Consider the following 18,846-nt stretch of genomic DNA (forward strand, 5'->3'; position numbering starts at 1 on the left):
TCTGTCCAAGATTGCCGACGCCGCGCGGATGCGCCGGTAACAATGGGCGCCGCAGCGGCGGCCGACGCCGATGGGCCGGATTGGCGACGTCGCACCGGGGACGGGGAGGGGACGGACGTGTCGGACGCGAAGTTGACCGTCGAGGTGACGGGACCGGTCGCGACCGTGGTGATCCACAACCCGGCTCGGCGCAATGCGATGACCGTCGCCATGTGGCGTCAGCTCCCCGAGCTGCTCGATCGGCTGGAACCCGACCCCGACGTACGGGCGTTGGTGCTCACCGGCGCGGGTGACGCCTTCTGCGCGGGTGCGGACCTCGGTGATCTGGCGGAGCTGTTGGACGCCGGTGACACCAGCATCGCGGTGGCCGCCGAGGAACGGTTGGCCCGCTTCGCCAAGCCGACCGTCGCGGCTATCCGGGGTGCCTGCGTCGGTGGTGGAACCCAACTCGCCGTGGCCTGCGACCTGCGGATCGCCGCGGACGGCGCTCGTTTCGGCGTACCTCCGGCCCGGCTCGGGCTGGTCTACCCGGCGCCGACGACCCGCCGGCTGGCCCAGCTGGTCGGCCCGTCCGCCGCCAAGCATCTGCTGTTCACCGCGGAGCTGATCGATGTCGAACGCGCTTTGCGGATCGGCCTGGTCGACGAGGTGCTGCCGTCCGACCGGCTCGCCGCGCGGGTGGACGAGCTGACGGCGACGATTGCCCAGCGGTCGCCGCTGACCATCGCCGCCGCCAAGGAAATCGTCGACGACCGGGCTGGGCCTGCCCGGATCGCCTGGTGGCACCGAAGGGTGTCGGCCACCGGCGAGGCCCGGGAAGGGGTCGCGGCGTACGCCGAACGCCGGACGCCCCACTTCGCCTGGCAGCCGTCAGCCGGCGACTGACGCGGTCGCCCTGACCTCGGCTCGGCAGCGGCGTAACAACCATTGCAATACCTCGATCCCGGGTGGTCCGCTGCCGGGTCGGTACGGCAGGCTGTCAGTCGTGCAGCGTGATCAGTTGCTTGCGGGCCGCTACCGGCTCCTGGAGCGTCTCGGCAGTGGCGGCATGTCGGCGGTGCACCGGGCGTACGACGAAGTGCTCGAACGGGATGTCGCGGTCAAGGTGCTGGTCGCCTCGGACGCCAACGCTCGGCAGCGGATCCGGGCCGAGGCCAAGGCGGCTGCCCGGCTGTCGCACCCGCATGTCACAAGCGTGTACGACTACGGCGAGTCGTCCCTGAACGGTTCCCCGGTCCCGTTCGTGGTGATGGAGTTGCTTGGAGGGCACACCCTCGAACAACGGCTGGCGGCCGGGCCGTTGCCGCCCCGCGCGGGTTTGCGGGTCTGCGCCGAGGTGGCCGCTGCCCTCGCGGCCGCGCACGCCGAAGGCCTGGTGCACCGCGACATCAAGCCGGGGAACGTGATGCTCGCCCCTACCGGCGCCAAGGTGCTCGACTTCGGCATCGCGGCCGTCGCCGGTGAGTCGGAGCTCGATTTCGAGGGACGGCTGCTGGGCACTCCGGCCTATCTCGCCCCGGAACGACTGCAGGCCGGCGAGGTGTTGCCGGCCTGCGACGTGTACGCCCTCGGTCTGCTCCTGCACCGGGTGCTCACCGGCCGGCTGCCGTGGCATGCCGAGGCGCAGACCGACATGTTCCACGCGCACGCGCATGTCGCGCCGGACCCGCTGCCCCAGATCGACGGTGTGCCTCCCGAGATCAACCGGCTCTACCGCTGGTGCCTGTCCCACGACCCCGCCGACCGGCCGCCGGCCGCCGAGGCGGCCCGCATCCTGCTCGCCGCCTCCAGCGCGGCGGCTGCCGTCACCGGTGCCACGGCCGGGTCGGCTGTCCAGGCTCCCGAACCGGCGGCAGCCCCGTCAGGCCAGGTCGTCGCGGACCAGACCGAGGCGGCGGCGGTCGGGCCGATGCGCGGTACGGAGGCGGGGGCGACCGAGGCGACCTCGCGGCGAGGGCAGGGGTGTCGGCGGCGGGCCGTGCTGGCGGTCGGCGGCGCGATGCTCGCCGTCGTGGCGCTGGCCGGGTCGCTCGGCGACTCAGCCAACCGCCGCCCCGGGCAGGGGGCACCGTCGCCCCGCATCGGGCCGGGTGGCACCACCACGGTGGGGCTGCCGAGCACGGCCGAGCCACTCACTGCTGTCGACTCCGCATCGTCCGCCGTCCCGTCGGCCAGGAGCACCGCACCCAACCCGCAGACCGGCCCGCAGACCGATCCGAGCGAGCCGGCTGCCGCGAGCCCAACCGCCAACACCCCGGGACCGGCCCCGACCGGGGCCGCACCGACGTCCACCCCTCCGTCGGGCGTACGGGTCGACGCGCGTGGCGGGACGATCACCGTTCGCTGCGTCGGAAAGTCGGCCGAGGTGCTCGCGGTGACGCTCGCGTCCGGCTTTCGGGCGGAGGCGTACGACCCCGGCCCCGCGAAGCAGGTCCAGGTCGAGTTGGCCTCGGCCGAGCACCGCAGTGAGATCCGGGTGCACTGCCCCAATGGGAGTCCGAAACCGCAGGTCAAGGAACGCGTCGGCTGACCGGGGGCCGGCGGGTGCCGCGCCGGGGACGTACCCGGGCGCGGCCCCCCGTTCCCGCCGGCCGGTCGGTCACCGCCCGGCCAACGCCCCCCAGCCGGGGTGCACCGGTTCCCGGCGCAGCGGCATGCCCGCCTCCTCCGGCGTCCGGTCGCCCTTGCGCTGGTTGCAGGCGTAGCAGGCCGCGGTGGTGTTCCGCCAGGTGTTCCGGCCGCCGCGCGAGCGGGGCAGGATGTGGTCGATGGTGGAGGCCGGGCCACCGCAGTACGCGCAGCACCGGTCGTCGCGGCGCAGCACCCCGGCGCGGGACCAGGCCGGCCCGGAGTTGAACCTCCACCGGGTGACCACGTAGCGGACCAGTCGCACCACCCGGGGCATCGGAAAGACCCCGATCACCTGGTCCGGCTCGGCCTCGTGGATCTCGGCCACCCGGCGGCACAGCATCCGGACGGCATGTTGAACGGTGACCCGGTGCAGCGGGCCGAGGTCGGCGTTGATGACGAGGACGGCGTCCACCGGGACTCCTTTCCGATTGGCGCCGGACGGCAATGAGCCGCCCGGTCCGGCTGTTGGACGGGGCGGCTCAGCGCGTACGGGTACGCGTCAGTCGGGCCGGCCCGCCCAGGGACCTTCCGCTCGGCAACCGTCGCCGGGCAGCGTCGACGGCACGGTGGAGACGTGCGACATCGTCATGAGCTGCTCCCGCGGCGGTGGTTGACCTTGCGCGATCACGGTAGGTCGGGGCGGGACAGGGGGGCAACGTATTTCGATCGACCGCCCGGCTGCTCCGGACGGCGCTGACGGCGGGTCCGGGGAGCAACGGCCGTCGAGCGCCGGGCGGTGGTCAGCGGCCGGTTCAGCCGCAGCGCCATCCGCGCGGTGAGTTCGCTGTCCAGCAGGGGGCGGTTGACCTCGCCGGCGACCGCCAGTGCCGGCCCGGAGACCGACCGCCAGATCGCGGCCAGCCCGGCACCGAGGCCCACCAGGGCGACGGTGGCCCGGGTGGTCGGTGAGCCGGCTGCCGCGGCGGCGCTCACCCCGACCACCGCGAAGAGCACCAACAGCAGGGGTACGAGCACCGGCCAGAAGATCCCCCGTGCCGCCTGCGCCACCAGCCGCCGGTCCCGAATGATCAGATTTCGAGCGATCACCGCGTAGTCCTCCTCGTCGAGCAGGTCACGCGGGTGCAGGCCGCCGGTGAGCACGTCCCGCCAGAGGTCACCCTGGCCACGTAGCGCCCGGCTCAGCTCGGCGGGCGCCGGCTCGGCCGGGTCACCGTGGCCGGCCCGGTCGACGGCGGTCGCCCAGGTGGCCAACGACCGGCGCACCACCGCTGCCGAGTACGGCGGCAGCACGCTGGCCAGCTCGTCCAGCCACCGGCTGATCTGGATCTGCCGGCCACCGAACTGTCGCAGCAACTGGGCGGAGTCGCCGGCTCGGACGGTGTCGGCCACTGATCGGCCCAGCCGGTAGGCCAGTCCGACCCGGTGGTTGGTGGCCATCGCCCAGCGCAGCACCTCCACGTTGAGGTCGTCGAGGGCGAGCAGCAGCGGCACCGGGTCGGCGGGGTCGGGCCGGGCCAGGTCGGGGAGCAGCGCCCGGGCGGCGGACGTGTCGGGCACCGACCCGGTGTGCCGGGTGAGTTCGGCGATCTGGGCCAGGGCGACGTCCACGCCGTCGAGGTACATCCGCATCCGCCGGTGGGCGGACATCTCGGTGAGGTTGGAGAGCTTGGCCGGCGGTACGGCTGGTCGGGGCCCGGCGGGAACGCCAAGCTCCGCGTGCTGCCCGTGGTGGTACGCGTCCGCCATCCACCAGCCGAGCCGCAGCGCGGTGACGATGCAGGCGCGTTCGTCGCGGATCAGTGGGTACGCGTCGTCGCGGCCGATCTCGCCGATTGGTGGACCGTTGTCCGCGCCGGCGCGGTGCAGTGGTGACATTCCCCGCTGCCCTCCCGCCCGGTCGATCGACGGTTGATCAACCAAGCGTACGGCAGCGTACCGTTGCTTATGTTGTGTTTTGTCGGTTTGGGCTGCCGCGACCGGCGAGCAGCCCACGCGGCCGGATCGAACGCACCGGCTCCGCCGCGCCACCCTCGGCGCGCAGGATGTGGTTCGCGGCGATGATCCCCGTCGCCGCGGAGCGTTCCATCAACGCGCTCGGGAAGTCCGTGGTGATGCCGTCGCCGGCGAGGTACAGGCCGGTCGCGTCGGTGCGTACCCCCGGTCGCCAGGCGTGGCTGCCGGGCGTGAACGCCGGCGCCTGCGCCTGGACCCGGGCCCGCAGCTCGCGGACCCGCAGGTCGCCCGCCTCCGGCCAGAGCGCGACCAGCTCGCGGCGCATCCGCTCGGCCAGGTCCTCGGCCGGCACGCCGGGATCGCAGGCGTACGCGTGCAGTTCGAGGACCGACCCGCCGGTCTGCCGAGCCCAGCGTCGCGGCTCGTTCTCCAACCGGTGGTAGAGCGTCACCGAGTCCAAAGTGGGCTGCCGGGACACACCGTTGAACACCGCCCGCTCGGCGGCCACGTCCCCGGCACACCAATACCGGGCCACCGCGTACGGCGGGCCGGGGACGCCGAAGGCCGGCATCCGCGCCGCCAGCTCCGGTGCCTGCTCGACCAGGTCGGGGGAGGCCGCGACAAGCGCGGCGAGCGCCGGCGGGTCCACGGCAAGCACGACGTGGCCCGCCGGGTGGCTGCCGCCGTCGGCGGTCGTCACCCGCCAGCCGCCGGCGTCGCGGTGCACGCGGGTCGCGGCGGAACCGGTACGCACCCGGCCGCCGTGCTTCTCCACGTGCCGGGTCAACGGCTCCCAGATCGCCGTGGCGTAGTCCTCGTCCGGGCAGTCGAACGCCAACCCCTCCGGGTTGCCGAGCAGATAGAAATGGAACTGGGCGACCATCTCCGCGGCGGACATCTCCGCCTCGTGGTTGAAGAACGAGTGCGAGAAGACCTCGAACAGCATCGCCCGGGCCCGGTCCGGCAGCCGCAGCGACGCCAGCAACTCGTCGGCCGTGGTGTCGTCCAGCTCGGCGTAGGTGCGAACCGGGTCGTAGCTGAGCAACGGCAACGCCGCGTCCCGGTCCATCAGGCGCAGGTCCGCCAGGCGCAGGCTGGGGCTGCGCAACAGCAACGCGAGCAGGTTCGCCGGTGGAGCGGGCGGCAGTTTGCCGAACTCCTCCGTCGGCCACTGCGCACTGAGGATCGGGTAACCCGCGATGGGCTTGAGGAAGCCCAGGTCAGGATCGATCCGGCGGAGGATCGACCGCCAGTTGTAGTACTGCCGGAAGAACGCGTGGAAGCCGTGCTCGTTCTGCTGGTGGCCGTCGGCGAGCGCCTCCGGCCAGGCCCCCAGCCGACCGCCGAGCGTCGGCGCCGCCTCCAGCACCGTGACCGTCACACCCCGCTCGGCCAGCACCACCGCCGCCGACATGCCGGCGATGCCGCCACCCACCACCACCGCCGCCGTCGGTCGCGGCACGCGGTCGGCGCCACCGCCGCCCGGATCCACCTCATGTTGGCGTACGCCGATGAGACGACCCACCACTTGGGACAACGCCATGGGCACCAGTCTGCCGTACCTGCTGCTCAGGTGGGCGGTAAGCAGCGGCGGGGGCGGTCCGAGGCGGGCCAGACGTACTCCAGGTCCCCCGGCACGTCGTCGCCGAAGATGGGGCGGTAGTGCGTGGGGTCCTTGCGCAGCAGCGACGAGCGGTGGCTCAGGTGCAGGTCGTCGCGACCCAACCACGGTGGCAGCTCACCGGCTCGGGCCAACTCGTCCTGGGTCCGTACGACGCCCGCCCCGCAGGCGGCGGCGAGGTCGACGGTCATCGTGGTGGCGCAGGTGTCCGCCCGCCCCGGCTCGGTCCACACCGCGCACATGTCCAGCCCGTAGCGGGTGAGCGCCTCCTCGTACCCGGCCCACATCTTCACGGCCGGGTGATTGCGCCAGCCGTACCCGGGTCGGGTGAGCCCGCGCAGCACCTGGATGGCCTCCACCCGTTGCTTGCCCAGCCGCTTCTGGTCCAGCGTGCGGGCGCTGGCCAGGAAGTCCGGGTACGGGAGGAACGTCTGCATGCCGCTGCTCTACCCGTCGCCGGGGCGGGCATGCCTGGGGCGGGGATGATCCGGACGGGGTCGCCCATTGCGGCCGTGCTTACTACGATCCGGGCATGGCGGAGCCGTGGCGGGACCGGGCGCGACGGGCGGTCGAGTGGAACTGGCGGCTGCGCTCCGCTAGTGATCCGCGCCCGCACTACGTGATCTGCGGGAAGGACGCGCTCGCCTACTACGTGGCCCGCGCGCTGCTCGAATCCGACCTGCCGTTGGGCGAGGCGCGGGTGACCGTCGTGGTGCCGGAGCGCTACCGCAGCAATGGCCCGGATGTGGCGGGGTTGCGGGGGCTCCGGGTGGTCCGTTCGGATCGGCTGGACGTGGCCACCTTCGAGGCGGCCGGCCTGGCCGGGGCGACCGGGCTGGCCCTGCTGCACCAGGACGACGTGGGCAACCTGCACGCCGCGCTCTGCGCGCAGGCCGTCGATCAGCGGGTCCGCCAGGTCCTGCGGATGTTCAACGGCACCCTGGCCGACGGCGTGCGCAAGCTGATCAAGGCGCCGGTCGAGGTGCTCTCCGACGCCGAGATGGCCGCGCCGGCCTTCGTGGCCGCCGCGCTCGGTGAGGTCGACCCGAGCTCCTTCCAACATCGGGACAAGACGCTCCGGGTGGCGCGGCGGGCCGACGTCCGACCGCAGGACGTGGTCTGCGCCCTGGCCCACCTCACCGAGGCGCAGGGGGTGGAGCTGCTGCCGGCCGACCAGGCCGGCGCCGACCTGGTGCTCGCCGAGGCGACCGGGCAGCCGGCGGGCACCCAGGTGGCTGCCCGCCGGCTGGTCCGGGCCCGTCGGCGACGCCGCCCGGTCGCCGTACTGATGGGAGCGGTACGCGGCTTCGCCACCCGCAAGATCGGCGTCGCGGTGATGTTGGTGCTCGCGGTGATCGCGGTGCTGGGGGCGCTGATCTCCCGCGCCGAGGAAGCTTCCCCACTGGAAGCCCTGTACCTGACTCTGGTCACCACGCTCAGCGGCGCCGATCCGGACACCACCAAGCCAGCCGACGCGCAGATCATGCAGGTGGTGCTCAACCTGGCCGGGTTGGCGCTGATCCCGCTGATCACGGCGGCCGTGGTGGACGGCATCGTCAACGCCCGGCTGGCCCTGCACACCGGCCGGTTGCAACCCGCGCGGGTCGGGCACGTCGTGGTCGTCGGCCTGGGCAACGTCGGCACCCGGGTGATGGCGCAGCTGCGCGAGTACGACGTCGAGGTGGTGGCGATCGACAAGGATCCCGAGCCGCGCGGTGCCGCGTTGGCCCGTCAGCTGGAGGTGCCGCTGATCCTCGGCGACGCCGCGCTCCCGGAAACCCTGGCCGCCGCGTCGGTGGCCGACTGCCAGGCGCTGGTGGTGGCGTCCACCGACGACGTGGCCAACCTGGAGGCGGCGCTCGCTGCCCGTGATCTCCGCGCCGACCTGCGCGTGGTGCTGCGGCTCTTCGACGGTGACTTCGCCGAGCGGGTGGAGGAGACCTTCGCCCTCGGGGTGTCCCGTTCGGTCTCCTATCTGGCTGCACCGGCCTTCATCGGGGCGCTCACCGAACGCGCGGTGATCACCACCATTCCGGTCGACCGGCACGCGTTGCCGGTCGCCGAGGTGCCGGTGGCCGCCGGCTCCGAGTTGGACGGCCGACCGCTGGACGTGGTCAACCGGGACGGGCAGGTCCGGCTGATCGCCCGGACCCCGGCAGGCGGCGCCAAGACGATCTGGTGGAAGGATCTCGACCCTCGACAGGTGATCTTCGCCGGCGACCGACTGACCGTGGTCGCCCGCCGACGCGGATTGGACTGGCTGACCAGGCAGTGCGCCCCGCCCGCCCAGGGGAACGTGACCCTGCCGCACGGTCCCGCCGGCTCGACACCCCGGCCCCTACCGACCCCGTCCGGGGCTGTTCCGTCCGGGGCCGTCGCCGGTCCTGTTCCGTCCGGGGCCGTCGCTGGCAGGGCACCGTCCGCGCCGGCAGCGTTCCCCGGGTCGATGCCGGCGTCGACCGATCAGGAGGTCGCTGCCCCCGATCCCCACGCGATCCACCCGGTGCCGGCCCCGCCGCCACGGGCCGAGGGCTGATCCACTCCATATCGCCGATGGCGCGGTCCCAGCGGCTCAGTCGCTGACCCCTGCGCGCCGGTGGCCCACCCGGGTCACCGGCGTGCGAGCCGCAGCCCGTGCCAGGCGGCACCGATGGCGAGCACGCCAAAGCCGGCGAGGACGCTGCTCAGCGGCAGGTTGACCGCGAGCAGCAGGCACCCGACCAGCCCGAGGCCGGCGAGCACCTGCACCGGCAGCCGCCGGCCAGGTTCCCGACCCAGGGTGAGCGCCGCCGCGTTGGTGATCGCGTAGTAGACCAGCACGGTGCAACTGGAGAAGCCGATCGCCTGCCGTACGTCGCCGAGCAGCACGACCACGATCACCACGGCGGCCACCGCCAACTCGGCGCGGTGCGGCACCTGGTGGACCGGGTGCACGGCGGCCAGCGCGCCGGGCAGGTCACGGCGGCGGGCCATGGCGAGGGTGGTCCGGCCGACGCCAGCGACCAGGGAGAGCAGCACCCCGACCACCGCGATCGTGGCCCCGGCGCGGACCACCCACGCCAGGCCGGGTAGCCCGGCGGCGGACACCACGTCGACCAGGGGCGCGGCAGATCCGGCCAGCCGGTCGGCACCGAGCACGCCGAGCGTGACCACGGCCAGCACCAGGTAGATCACGAGCACGGCCCCGAGCGCCAGGGGCACCGCGCGAGGAATGGTCCGCTGCGGGTCGCGTACCTCCTCACCGAGCGTGGCGATCCGGGCGTACCCGGCGAAGGCGAAGAAGAGCAGCCCGGCGGCGGTGAGCACGCCCCGGGCGGAGCCGCCCGGGTCGGCGAGCCGGTCCAGGTGCACCGGCCCGCCCGCCACGCCGACGACCGCGACCAGGGCCAGCACCGCGAGCACCAGCGCGACAAGCGCTCTGGTCACGGTGGCCGTCTTGCCGATGCCCCGCAGGTTCACCGCCGTCACCGCGAGCACCGCCCCGACCGCGACCAACCGGGTCTGACCTGGCCACAGGTACGCCCCGATGGTCAACGCCATCGCCGCGCAGCTCGCGGTCTTGCCGACCACGAAGCCCCAACCGGCCAGGAAACCGGCGAACGGCCCGAGTCGCTCCCGGCCGTACACGTAGGTGCCGCCGGACTCGGGGTAGCGGGCCGCCAGCCGCGCCGAGCTTGTCGCGTTGCAGTAGGCGATGAAGCCGGCGAGCACCAGCGCGGGCAGCAGCCCGGCGCCGCCGGCCGCCGCCGCGGCCGGGCCGAAGACCACGAAGACGCCCGCGCCGAGCATCGAGCCCAACCCGATGACAACCGCATCGGGTACGCCGAGTCGCCGAGCCAGTCGATCCACAGGCCGAACCCTAGGAGTACGAGGTGAACGGCCGGTCCCATGCGCGTAGCCGGCCGGGTAGCGGCAGGCCGTCCCAGGGCACCCGGTGCAGCAGCCGGTCCAGGAAGAGCCCGATCAGCAGGGCTGACACACCGTCGGTGAGCCAGTGGAAGTTCAGGTAGGTCGTGGTGACCAGCAGGATGGCCGGCGGGGCGAACCGGATCAGTCGGTACACGGTCGGGTGCAGTCGCCCAGCCGTCAGCGCGGTCAGCAGTACGGCTATCACCCCGTACCAGAGGATCGCGTTGACGACGTGCCCAGACGGATAGGACAGGTCATACTCGGTGGGCGGCAGGTCATTGAAGATCCGAACCGACTGGGTCGGTGGCAGATCGGAGCTGGGCGCGGCCCGGTCAGTCAGGAGCTTGAGCGGCCCGACCGTCAGGTACAGGAGCACGAACGCCCCCGCCACCAGCAGCAGCGGCCGGACGGTGCGGTCCCGCCAGGCCACCGCCACGGCGAGCGCCCCAGCGAGGGGCGTCAACAACCAGCCCCCCTGGCCGATGAGGTTGAACGCCCGTGCCGTCCAGTAGATCGGCGCCGGGTGGTGGGCATAAGCCCATTCCCGGACCGCCAGATCCAGCCCGAGCAACGCACCTGTGGCGAGGGCCAGGGTCACCGCACCAAACCCGACCAGTAGCAGGGCGTCGAACCACCAGCTGGCCGGGCGGACAGGCCGTAGCCGCAGGTCACGTCGTACCGCTGTGGGTTTGAGCACGCGACCACGCTACCGGCCCGGCGCGAGGCCCGGGAGTCCCGCGCTGTGGGCCCAGCCACGATGTAGAGCGGATGCGGGGGCGACCAGTCATGCTTGTGCCCGTGCGGATCACGTCTGCCCTCGTGGACCCGGCGCTGCTCGACCTACCCTGGTCGACACCGCTGGAGGAGTGGCCTGCCCAACATCTGGTGGCGCTGCCGCAGGGCATCTCCCGACACATCGTCCGGTTCGTCCGGCTCGGTGACTACGTGTACGCGTTCAAGGAGACTCGCGAGCGGATCGCCGAGCGGGAGTACGACCTGCTCCGGGCTCTGGAACGGATCGACTTCCCCTCGGTCGAGGCGGTGGCGGTCGTCGCCGACCGGCAGACCGAGGACGGGGAGCCCCTCGAATCGGTGCTGATCACGCGGCACCTGCAGTTCTCGCTGCCGTACCGGGCGCTCTTCTCGCACACCCTGCGACCGGAGACGATGAGCCGGCTGCTCGACGCGCTCGCCGCCCTGATCGTGCGAATGCACCTGACCGGCTTCTTCTGGGGCGACTGCTCACTGTCGAACACCCTGTTCCGCAGGGACGCGGGAGCCTTCGCCGCCTACCTGGTGGACGCGGAGACGGGCGCGCTGCACAACTCACTCTCCAACGGGCAGCGCGGTGAGGACCTGGAGATCGCCCGGGTGAACATCTTCGGTGAGGCGCTGGACCTGCAGGCCGCCGGCCTGCTGCACGAGTCCATCGACCCGGAGGTGGTCTGCGAGGAGGTCGTACAGCGCTACGAGCGGCTCTGGCACGAGATCACCTACGAGCAGGCGGTCGAGCGGGAGGCCCGGCACGACATCGAGGGTCGGATCCGCCGCCTCAACGAGCTGGGCTTCGACGTGGCCGAGGTGGCCATGTCCTCCATCGACGATGGGCGTTACCTGGTTCGGCCGAAGGTGGTCGACGCCGGCTACCACACCCGGCGGCTGCTGCGGCTGACCGGTCTGGACGCTGAGGAGAACCAGGCCCGCAAGCTGCTCAACGACCTGGACGCCTATCGGGCGGAGAGCGACCTGGTCGACGAGCAGCAGGCCGCGCACCGCTGGCTCACCGAGGTCTTCGAGCCGGTGGTCCGGGCCGTTCCCGCGCACCTTCGGCAGAAGCTGGAACCGCAGGAGCTGTTCGCGCAGATCATCGAGCACAAGTGGCTGCTCTCCGAGCGTGCCGGCCGGGACGTCGGGATGCGCCACGCGGTCCAGTCGTACCTGGCCGACGTGCTGGTGCACCGCCCCGACGAGCAGGCCGTCCTGGGCGTCGAGGTCCCCACCCTCAGCTGACCCTCCGCCTCGGGATCGGCCCGACCTGCGTTCGTCGAGGCAGGCTGGATCGTCGGGCAGGCTGGGTGGCCAGTGTGTGGTTGGCGCCCTGTAGAGCTGCCCCAGATATGGGGCGGTCGTCTCGTCATCGCCATGCCGCTGGCATCGATCCCCGCTAACACCCTGTCCGCCGAAACAACGGCCAGGGCCGCTGGCCCAATCGGCGAAATCGTCGCATCGCGGCGTTTGCGTGTGCCGCGGGCCAGTGTGCCGCGGGTCTGCGCGGGCCGCAGGTCAGTGTGCCGCAGGTCTGCGCGGGCCGCGGGTCTGTGTGTGCCGCGGGTCTGTGTGGGCCGCGGGTCAGTGTGCCGCGGGTCTGCGTGTGCCGTAGGTCAGTGTGCCGCCGGTCTGTGTGTGCCGTAGGTCTGTGTGTCCCGTGGCTCCGCTTGCCCCACATTTGGGGCAGCTCTACAGGCCGCGAAACAGGCACGGTGCCAGCGCCAGCGGAGGTCAGGCTCGGCCGGTAGTGGACGGGCTCGGCGTCACTCCACCCAGGTGCCGTTGCGGAGGACCCGGACCACGTTCAGGTCGGAGTCCAGCACCACCAGGTCGGCGCGGAGGCCCACCTGAAGGGCTCCGACCCGGTTGCCCAGGCCGATGGCTCGCGCCGGGGTGGTGGCCACCATCCGCGCCGCGTCGGCGATCGGTATCCCGGCAGTCACGGCGTGCCGCAGCGCGGCGTCCATGGTCAGCGTGCTGCCGGCGATCGCGCCGTCGCGGGCGAGGCGGGCCACCCCGTCGGTCACGGTGACGGCCTGGCCACCCAACTCGTACTCGCCATCGGCCATGCCCGCGGCGGCCATCGCGTCGGTGATCAGCGCCGCGCGGTCCGGGCCTGTGGTCGCGGTGACGAAGGTCAGCATGCCGTCGTGCAGGTGCACGCCGTCGGCGACCAGCTCGCAGATCACGGTGGGCGCGTCGAGCAGAGCCACCACCGGGCCCGGCTCACGGTGGTGCACCGGCCGCATGCCGTTGAACAGGTGGGTGCCGACACTGGCGCCGGCGGCGACCGCGGCGCGGGTCTGCTCGTACGTCGCATCGGTGTGGCCCACCGCCGCCACCACCCGCTGCGCGGTGAGCAGCTTGATCGCCTCCAGTGCGCCGTCGCGCTCCGGGGCGAGGGTGACCATCCGGATCGCGCCCCGACCCAGCTCGATCAGCTCGGACAGCTCGTCGGTCGACGGGTCGCGCAGGTACTCCGGGTTCTGCGCGCCACAACGGGCAGCGGAAAGATAGGGCCCTTCGAAGTGGACCCCCGCCAGCACACCCTCGTCGACCAGCGGGGCGAATGCCTCGGTGGCCGCCCGCATCAGCGGGAAGGGCGCGCTGACCAGGCTGGCCAGCAGGGTGGTCGTGCCGTGCGCGAGGTGGAAGGTGGCCGCCGCCCGGGCCTCGTCGGCGTCCCCGGTGGTGAAGGTGTGCCCACCACCACCGTGTGTGTGCATGTCGACGAAGCCGGGCAGAATCCAGTGTCCGTCGCGGACCGACGGGTACTCGGCAACCGCGGTGATCCGGTCCCCGTCCCACTCGACGCAGCCCTGTCGGATGACACCGTTCGGGGTCACCACTCGGCCGTTCACCCGCACGGTCATCGCCTCTCCTGAAGGTCACGGACGCGTACCGCGTCCTGGTCACGGACGCGTACCGCATCCAGGGCGAGCAGGGCGGCGCCGAGGCAACCGGCCTCGTCGCCGAGGGCCGCCGCGACCAGTTGCGGCTCCCGGTGGAAGGTCATCCGTTCGTGCAGTGCTGCCCGCAGTGGGATCAGCAGCCGGTCCCCGGCCTGGGCCAGGCCGCCACCGAGCACGATCGTCGCCACGTCGAACAGCGCCTGCCCGGTGGCGAGGCCGTCGGCGAGGGCCTCGACCGCCTCCTGCCAGACCTGGTTGGCGAGCGCCTCGCCGGCCGTCGCCCGCTCGGCCACCTCGGCCGCTGTCACCGGAGCGTCGGCCGTCTCGCCGGCCAGTTCGGCGTAGCGGCGGCCGATCGCGGCGGCCGAGGCGACCGCCTCCAGGCAGCCGGGTCGACCGCACCCGCAGCGCGGGCCGTCCGGTCGGACCAGGATGTGGCCGATCTCCCCGGCGGCACCGTGGGCGCCCACGGCGGCCGAGCCGTCGACGACGTGCGCGGCGGCAATGCCGGTGCCGATCGCCACGAACAACACGTGCCCGGCGCCGCGGCCGGCGCCGAGGCGGGCCTCGGCGAGACCCCCCACGCGCACGTCGTGGCCGATCGCCGTCGGCAGGCCGAGCCGCGTCACCGCCAGGTCCCGCAGGGGTACGTCCCGGAAGCCCACGTTCGCCGACCAGACCGCGACTCCGCGCGCCTCGTCCACCACCCCGGGCACGGCGATGCCGAGCGCGACCGGGGTGAGCCCGTCGGCGCGGGCCTTGGCGGCCAGCCCGGCGGCCACGTCCAGGATCGTGCCGACCACAGCGGCCGGGCCGCGCAGGGCGTCGGTGGGGTGCCGCTCGGTGCGTACCGCGACGCCGTCCGGCCGGACCAGGGCGCATTTCATGCCGGTCCCGCCGACGTCCAGCGCAACGACCACGCGGTCGCTCACGCCAGCACCACGGACCGGGACAGGTGTCGGGGCGCGTCCGGGTCGAGGCCCCGGCTGGTCGCCAGCGCGACCGCGAAGCGTTGGGCCAGGATCAGGTCGGCCATCGGGTCGACCGGGGTACGACCGGCGGACCAACTGCCCAGCACCGTGCGCCAGCCGTGCGTGCGGCTGTGCACGAAGGCCGCGCCGGTGGCGGCCACATCCTCGGGTAGCCCCTCGGGCAGCTCGCCGAACGCCCAGACCAGTCGGCCGGGTGCGGCGACGGAGATGGGCCCGTGCCGGTAGTCCATCGCCGGGTAGGCCTCGGCCCAGAAGGTGGCCGCCTCGCGGCACTTCAACGCGGCCTCCTGGGCCAGCCCCACCGTCCACCCCCGACCGAGGAAGGTGGCCTGCCCGATGGTGGCCGGGTCGATCGGCAACGGGGACCGCACCGCGACTTCGGCGTCGGCGGCGAGCGCGGTCACCGGGTCGCCGAGGTGGGCCCGGAGCAGGGCCAGCGCGGTGGTCGCGAAGCGGGTCTGCACCACTGACCGCTCGTCGGCGAAGGGCATGGCCACCGTGGCGGTGGCCAGTTCGACCACCGGGGACGTCGGGTCACCGACGATGACGGTGGTGGGTGTCTGCCCGCGCAGCGCGGCGAGCAACTCCAGCACCTCGGTGGTGGTGCCGGAGCGGGTGATCGCGATCAACCGGTCGTAGCGGCGGCCGGCGGGGAACTCGGACGCCTGGAACGCGTCGGTCTCGCCCTGACCGGCCTGCTCGCGGCGGGCCGCGTACGCCATCGCCATGAACCACGACGTGCCGCAACCGACGACGGCGACCCGCTCACCGGGGCGCGGCAGGTCACCGTGTACGACGCCGGCCAGTTCGGCTGCCTCCCGCCAGCAGTCGGGTTGGCTCGCGATCTCCGCGTCCACGTACGCCATGGGAACTCCTCGCAGGGGCGGCCGGTGCGCAATATGGCTCGTTAGAGCCGCATTTCGCGCGTTATTCTGCGCGAATGTGGGTGGCCGTGGCAACCGGCCAGCCGATCGCGCAGTTCAGTCTTTTGCGCCAGCCTAGTTTCGCGCACTAGTGTGCACGCAATCAATCACCGTCCGTGCAGTCACTGGGAGGGCCCCCGCGGTGGACCGGTACGCCAGATGGAATGCCCTGCTCGAGATGCTGACCGACAACGGCCGGGTCAGCGTCGAGGCGGCGGCCGAGCGGCTGGACGTCTCCCAGGCCACCATCCGGCGTGACTTCGACCAGCTCGCCCAGCAGCAGATGATCACGAGGACCCGGGGTGGCGCGGTCGCGAACGGCGTCTCGTACGACCTGCCACTGCGGTACAAGACGGCCAAACACTCGGCGGAGAAGCAGCGGATCGGCGCGGCCGCGGCGGCACTCGTCACGCCGGGCACCGTGGTCGGCCTCAATGGCGGCACCACCAGCACCGAGGTGGCGAGGGCGCTCGCCGTCCGACCAGATCTGAACACCAGTGCCGAGGGTGCCCAGCTCACCGTGGTGACCAACGCGCTGAACATCGCCAACGAGTTGCTGGTCCGTTCGCGGATGAAGGTCGTGGTGGCCGGCGGGGTGGTCCGCCCGAAGTCGTTCGAACTTGTCGGCCCGCTGGGCGGGGCGCTGCTGCGCGAGGTGACCCTGGACGTCGCGCTGCTCGGCGTGGACGCGATCGACCCGCAGCTCGGCGCCGCCGCCCACCACGAGGGGGAGGCCGCGATGAACAACCTGATGGTGGCCCGAGCTAAGCGCGTAGTGATCATCGCGGATTCGTCCAAGCTGGGGGGTCACGCCTTCGCCCGGATCTGCCCGATCGAGCGGGTGGAGACGCTGGTGACCGACTCCGGCGCCGCCCCGGAACTGGTGGACGCCTTCCGCGCCGCAGGCGTGCAGGTCATCTGCGCCTGAGCGCTCACGCTCCGTCGATGAAATAGCCCGTTCGGCGCGTCTGTGCATACCGCGTATTGCGCGGGTCTGCATACCGCGTATGGTGTCGGCTGTCACGCCCACCCATCGGGGAGGTGCAGCTTTGCCAGCTGTCCTGGAGATCGAAGGTCTACGTAAGACGTACAAGAGTCGTCGGCGCGGCACCCGCAACGCGCTCGACGGCTTCGACATGCGGGTCGACGCAGGGCAGGTGCACGGCTTCCTGGGCCCCAACGGTTCCGGCAAGACCACCACGCTGCGTACCCTGCTCGGCCTGATCCGGCCCGACGGCGGCCGGATGGCGCTGCTCGGGCACGAGGTCCCCGACGCGCTGCCCCTGGTCGCCGGTCAGGTCGGCGCGATCGTGGAGAGCCCGCAGTTCTTCCCGCACTTCACGGCACGGGACACCCTGTCCCTTCTGGCCGGGGCGGGCGAGGTGCCGGCCATCCGGGTCGACGAGGTGCTCGAACTCGTCGGGCTGCGCGACCGTTCCGGCGAGCGGGTCAAGACGTACTCGTTGGGCATGAAGCAGCGGCTCGCCGTTGCCTCAGCCCTGCTGAAGAACCCGAAGTTGCTCATCCTCGACGAGCCGGCCAACGGCCTCGACCCGGGCGGCATCCGGGAGATGCGCACACTGATGCGCAACCTCGCCGAATCCGGCATGACCGTGGTGTTGTCCAGCCACATCCTCGGCGAGATCCAGCTGATCTGCGACTCGGTCACCATCATCTCGCTGGGCCGGCGGGTCGCCTTCGGCCCGGTCGACGAGGTGCTCGCACAGCACTCGTCCGGTGCGGTACGCGTCCGCCTGGAGGCGGTCAGCGACCTGCCGGCGGCCACCGAGGCGCTCACCCAGGCGGGGATCCGGGTCACCGGTCACCCGGACCACCTGATGCTGGCCGGCGTCGACAAGCCGGCCTCGGTGACGCGCCTGCTCGCCGAGCGCAACCTCTACGTCAGCGAGTTGGCTCCGATCGCCGTCGATCTGGAGAGCGTCTTCCTCGAACTGACCGCCACCGCACCGGTCCCCGGTCAGCACCGGCAGGTCGACGAGTCCATGAAGGTCGGTGGCACGGGTCAGCCCGGTACCGCCGGGGGAGGGTGGGGCGCGTGAGCCTCTTTCGTACGGAGCTGCGCCGGCTCACCAAGCGGCGCTTCACCCGCTACATGACGCTGCTCGGCCTGCTGGTGCTGGTCGCGATCGTGGTCGGCGTGTTCTTCACCAACCAGAAGATCGGCGCCGATCAGCTTGCCAGGGCCGAACGTCAGGCCGACCAGCAGTACCAGGAGCAGGTGCGCTGGAGCGAGCAGGAGCGCGCCGCGTGCGAGCAGGCCAAGGCGGCCGGCACGGCGACCGACGGCCGCTACCCCGACGACTGCTCGGTGATCTCGCCGCCGCCGCGGGAGGAGATCCAGGCCGAGTGGTTCCTGCCCTCGACGTTCGACTTCAAGAAGACGTTCGACGAGACGCTGATCCCGTTCGCGGCGATCCTCGCCCTGGTCGGGTTCGTGGTCGGCGCGTCCTTCGTGGGTGCCGAGTGGAGCACCGGCGGCATGATGAACCTGCTGCTCTGGCGACCGAAGCGGCTCACTGTGCTGCTCACCAAGCTGGCCGCGCTGCTCACCGGCATGCTGGCGGTGACGCTGCCCGCCGCGGTGGTCTGGTTCGCCGGGTTCTGGGTGGTCGCCTCGTTCCGGGGCAGCACCGACAAGATGACCTCCGGAACCTGGCAGTCGTTCGTCCTGACCGGGGTACGCGGCGTGGTGCTGGTGCTGGTGCTCACCACCATCGGCTTCGCCCTCGCCTCGCTTGGTCGACACACCGCGATGGCCCTCGGCGGTGTGGTGGCGGTGATGGTGGTCGGCCAGTTCGGTCTGGGCATCCTGCTGGCGATGGCGAGCGTGCGGTGGGCCGAGGCGTGGTTGTTGCCCACGTACGCGCTGGCCTGGATGACGAAGACGGTCACCCTGCAGGACTTCCAATCCTGCAACGCGACCTACTACGGGTCCTGCGAACCGGCGACCTTGGACATCACCTGGCAGCAGTCCTCCCTGATCTTCTCGGTCGGGTTGGTGGTGATCCTCGGGGCGGCGCTCTGGGCGATGCGTCGCCGCGACATCTCCTGATTCCAGCGTTCGACGCGAAGGCCGTCGGCTCATGCCGGCGGCCTTCGCGTGTTCGTGGGAGCGACCATCCACCTCACGCGGGCCCTTTGCTCTGCTTCCACCC

General features: G+C 72.3%; 16 protein-coding genes. 7 read left to right on the top strand and 9 right to left on the bottom strand.

What is annotated here, in order from left to right:
* Positions 1-117 precede the first annotated feature (117 nt).
* Positions 118-885, top strand: a complete 768-nt coding sequence (locus C7C45_RS12430) for an enoyl-CoA hydratase/isomerase family protein (protein ID WP_244200346.1) — start codon at positions 118-120, stop codon at positions 883-885.
* A gap of 100 nt (positions 886-985) precedes the next feature.
* Positions 986-2,530, top strand: coding sequence for a serine/threonine-protein kinase (locus tag C7C45_RS34030; protein ID WP_244200347.1), 1,545 nt, complete (start codon positions 986-988; stop codon positions 2,528-2,530).
* A gap of 69 nt (positions 2,531-2,599) precedes the next feature.
* Here the strand turns inward: C7C45_RS34030 and C7C45_RS12440 are convergent, their stop codons facing one another.
* The 4 genes from C7C45_RS12440 to C7C45_RS12455 all read right to left on the bottom strand — a co-directional run bounded on the left by C7C45_RS12440 (position 2,600) and on the right by C7C45_RS12455 (position 6,603).
* The gene (locus tag C7C45_RS12440; RefSeq protein ID WP_110563773.1) at positions 2,600-3,043 is read right to left on the bottom strand and encodes an HNH endonuclease; all 444 of its coding nucleotides are present in this window, start codon (positions 3,041-3,043) and stop codon (positions 2,600-2,602) included.
* A gap of 212 nt (positions 3,044-3,255) precedes the next feature.
* Complete coding sequence (locus C7C45_RS12445) at positions 3,256-4,467, bottom strand: hypothetical protein (RefSeq protein ID WP_110563774.1); 1,212 nt, start codon at positions 4,465-4,467, stop codon at positions 3,256-3,258.
* A 67-nt stretch (positions 4,468-4,534) separates the two neighbouring features.
* Positions 4,535-6,088 (bottom strand): FAD-dependent oxidoreductase, encoded by a 1,554-nt coding sequence (locus tag C7C45_RS12450; RefSeq protein ID WP_110563775.1) that lies wholly within the window; start codon positions 6,086-6,088, stop codon positions 4,535-4,537.
* 26 nt (positions 6,089-6,114) lie between these two features.
* A complete protein-coding gene (locus C7C45_RS12455) occupies positions 6,115-6,603 on the bottom strand; it encodes an MSMEG_6728 family protein (RefSeq protein WP_110563776.1) in 489 nt (162 codons plus the stop codon).
* 95 nt (positions 6,604-6,698) lie between these two features.
* Here C7C45_RS12455 and C7C45_RS12460 point away from each other — a divergent pair, with 95 nt between their 5' ends.
* Positions 6,699-8,702 carry an NAD-binding protein gene (locus C7C45_RS12460; RefSeq protein ID WP_244200348.1) on the top strand — a complete coding sequence of 668 codons (2,004 nt, stop codon included), beginning with the start codon at positions 6,699-6,701 and terminating at the stop codon, positions 8,700-8,702.
* Between the two features lie 74 nt (positions 8,703-8,776).
* Here C7C45_RS12460 and C7C45_RS12465 read toward each other — a convergent pair whose 3' ends face one another.
* A complete protein-coding gene (locus C7C45_RS12465) occupies positions 8,777-10,015 on the bottom strand; it encodes an APC family permease (protein ID WP_110563777.1) in 1,239 nt (412 codons plus the stop codon).
* Positions 10,016-10,025: 10 nt separating this feature from the next.
* A complete protein-coding gene (locus tag C7C45_RS12470; RefSeq protein ID WP_110563778.1) occupies positions 10,026-10,772 on the bottom strand; it encodes a phosphatase PAP2 family protein in 747 nt (248 codons plus the stop codon).
* Between the two features lie 89 nt (positions 10,773-10,861).
* Between C7C45_RS12470 and C7C45_RS12475 the strand changes: the two genes are divergently transcribed.
* Positions 10,862-12,085: a DUF4032 domain-containing protein gene (locus tag C7C45_RS12475; RefSeq protein WP_110563779.1), complete on the top strand. Its 1,224-nt coding sequence runs from the start codon at positions 10,862-10,864 to the stop codon at positions 12,083-12,085.
* A 521-nt stretch (positions 12,086-12,606) separates the two neighbouring features.
* On the opposite strand, the gene nagA is transcribed toward C7C45_RS12475, so the two are convergent.
* The 3 genes from nagA to C7C45_RS12490 are packed head-to-tail and all read right to left on the bottom strand — an operon-like array spanning position 12,607 to position 15,613.
* Entirely contained in the window at positions 12,607-13,716 is a 1,110-nt protein-coding gene (nagA, locus tag C7C45_RS12480) for an N-acetylglucosamine-6-phosphate deacetylase (RefSeq protein ID WP_110563780.1), read from the bottom strand.
* Complete coding sequence (locus tag C7C45_RS12485) at positions 13,713-14,687, bottom strand: ROK family protein (protein WP_110563781.1); 975 nt, start codon at positions 14,685-14,687, stop codon at positions 13,713-13,715. Before C7C45_RS12485 ends, nagA begins: the two co-directional genes overlap by 4 nt.
* Positions 14,684-15,613 carry an SIS domain-containing protein gene (locus C7C45_RS12490; RefSeq protein WP_110563782.1) on the bottom strand — a complete coding sequence of 310 codons (930 nt, stop codon included), beginning with the start codon at positions 15,611-15,613 and terminating at the stop codon, positions 14,684-14,686. Before C7C45_RS12490 ends, C7C45_RS12485 begins: the two co-directional genes overlap by 4 nt.
* A 199-nt stretch (positions 15,614-15,812) precedes the next feature.
* Between C7C45_RS12490 and C7C45_RS12495 the strand changes: the two genes are divergently transcribed.
* From C7C45_RS12495 to C7C45_RS12505, 3 genes are all read left to right on the top strand, one after another.
* The gene (locus C7C45_RS12495; RefSeq protein WP_110563783.1) at positions 15,813-16,598 is read left to right on the top strand and encodes a DeoR/GlpR family DNA-binding transcription regulator; all 786 of its coding nucleotides are present in this window, start codon (positions 15,813-15,815) and stop codon (positions 16,596-16,598) included.
* 121 nt (positions 16,599-16,719) lie between these two features.
* Positions 16,720-17,730 carry an ATP-binding cassette domain-containing protein gene (locus C7C45_RS12500; RefSeq protein WP_110563784.1) on the top strand — a complete coding sequence of 337 codons (1,011 nt, stop codon included), beginning with the start codon at positions 16,720-16,722 and terminating at the stop codon, positions 17,728-17,730.
* Positions 17,727-18,743: an ABC transporter permease subunit gene (locus C7C45_RS12505; protein ID WP_110563851.1), complete on the top strand. Its 1,017-nt coding sequence runs from the start codon at positions 17,727-17,729 to the stop codon at positions 18,741-18,743. Before C7C45_RS12500 ends, C7C45_RS12505 begins: the two co-directional genes overlap by 4 nt.
* Positions 18,744-18,846: the final 103 nt, after the last annotated feature.

Source organism: Micromonospora arborensis (assembly GCF_003205615.1).
In the GTDB taxonomy this organism is placed as follows: domain Bacteria; phylum Actinomycetota; class Actinomycetes; order Mycobacteriales; family Micromonosporaceae; genus Micromonospora; species Micromonospora arborensis.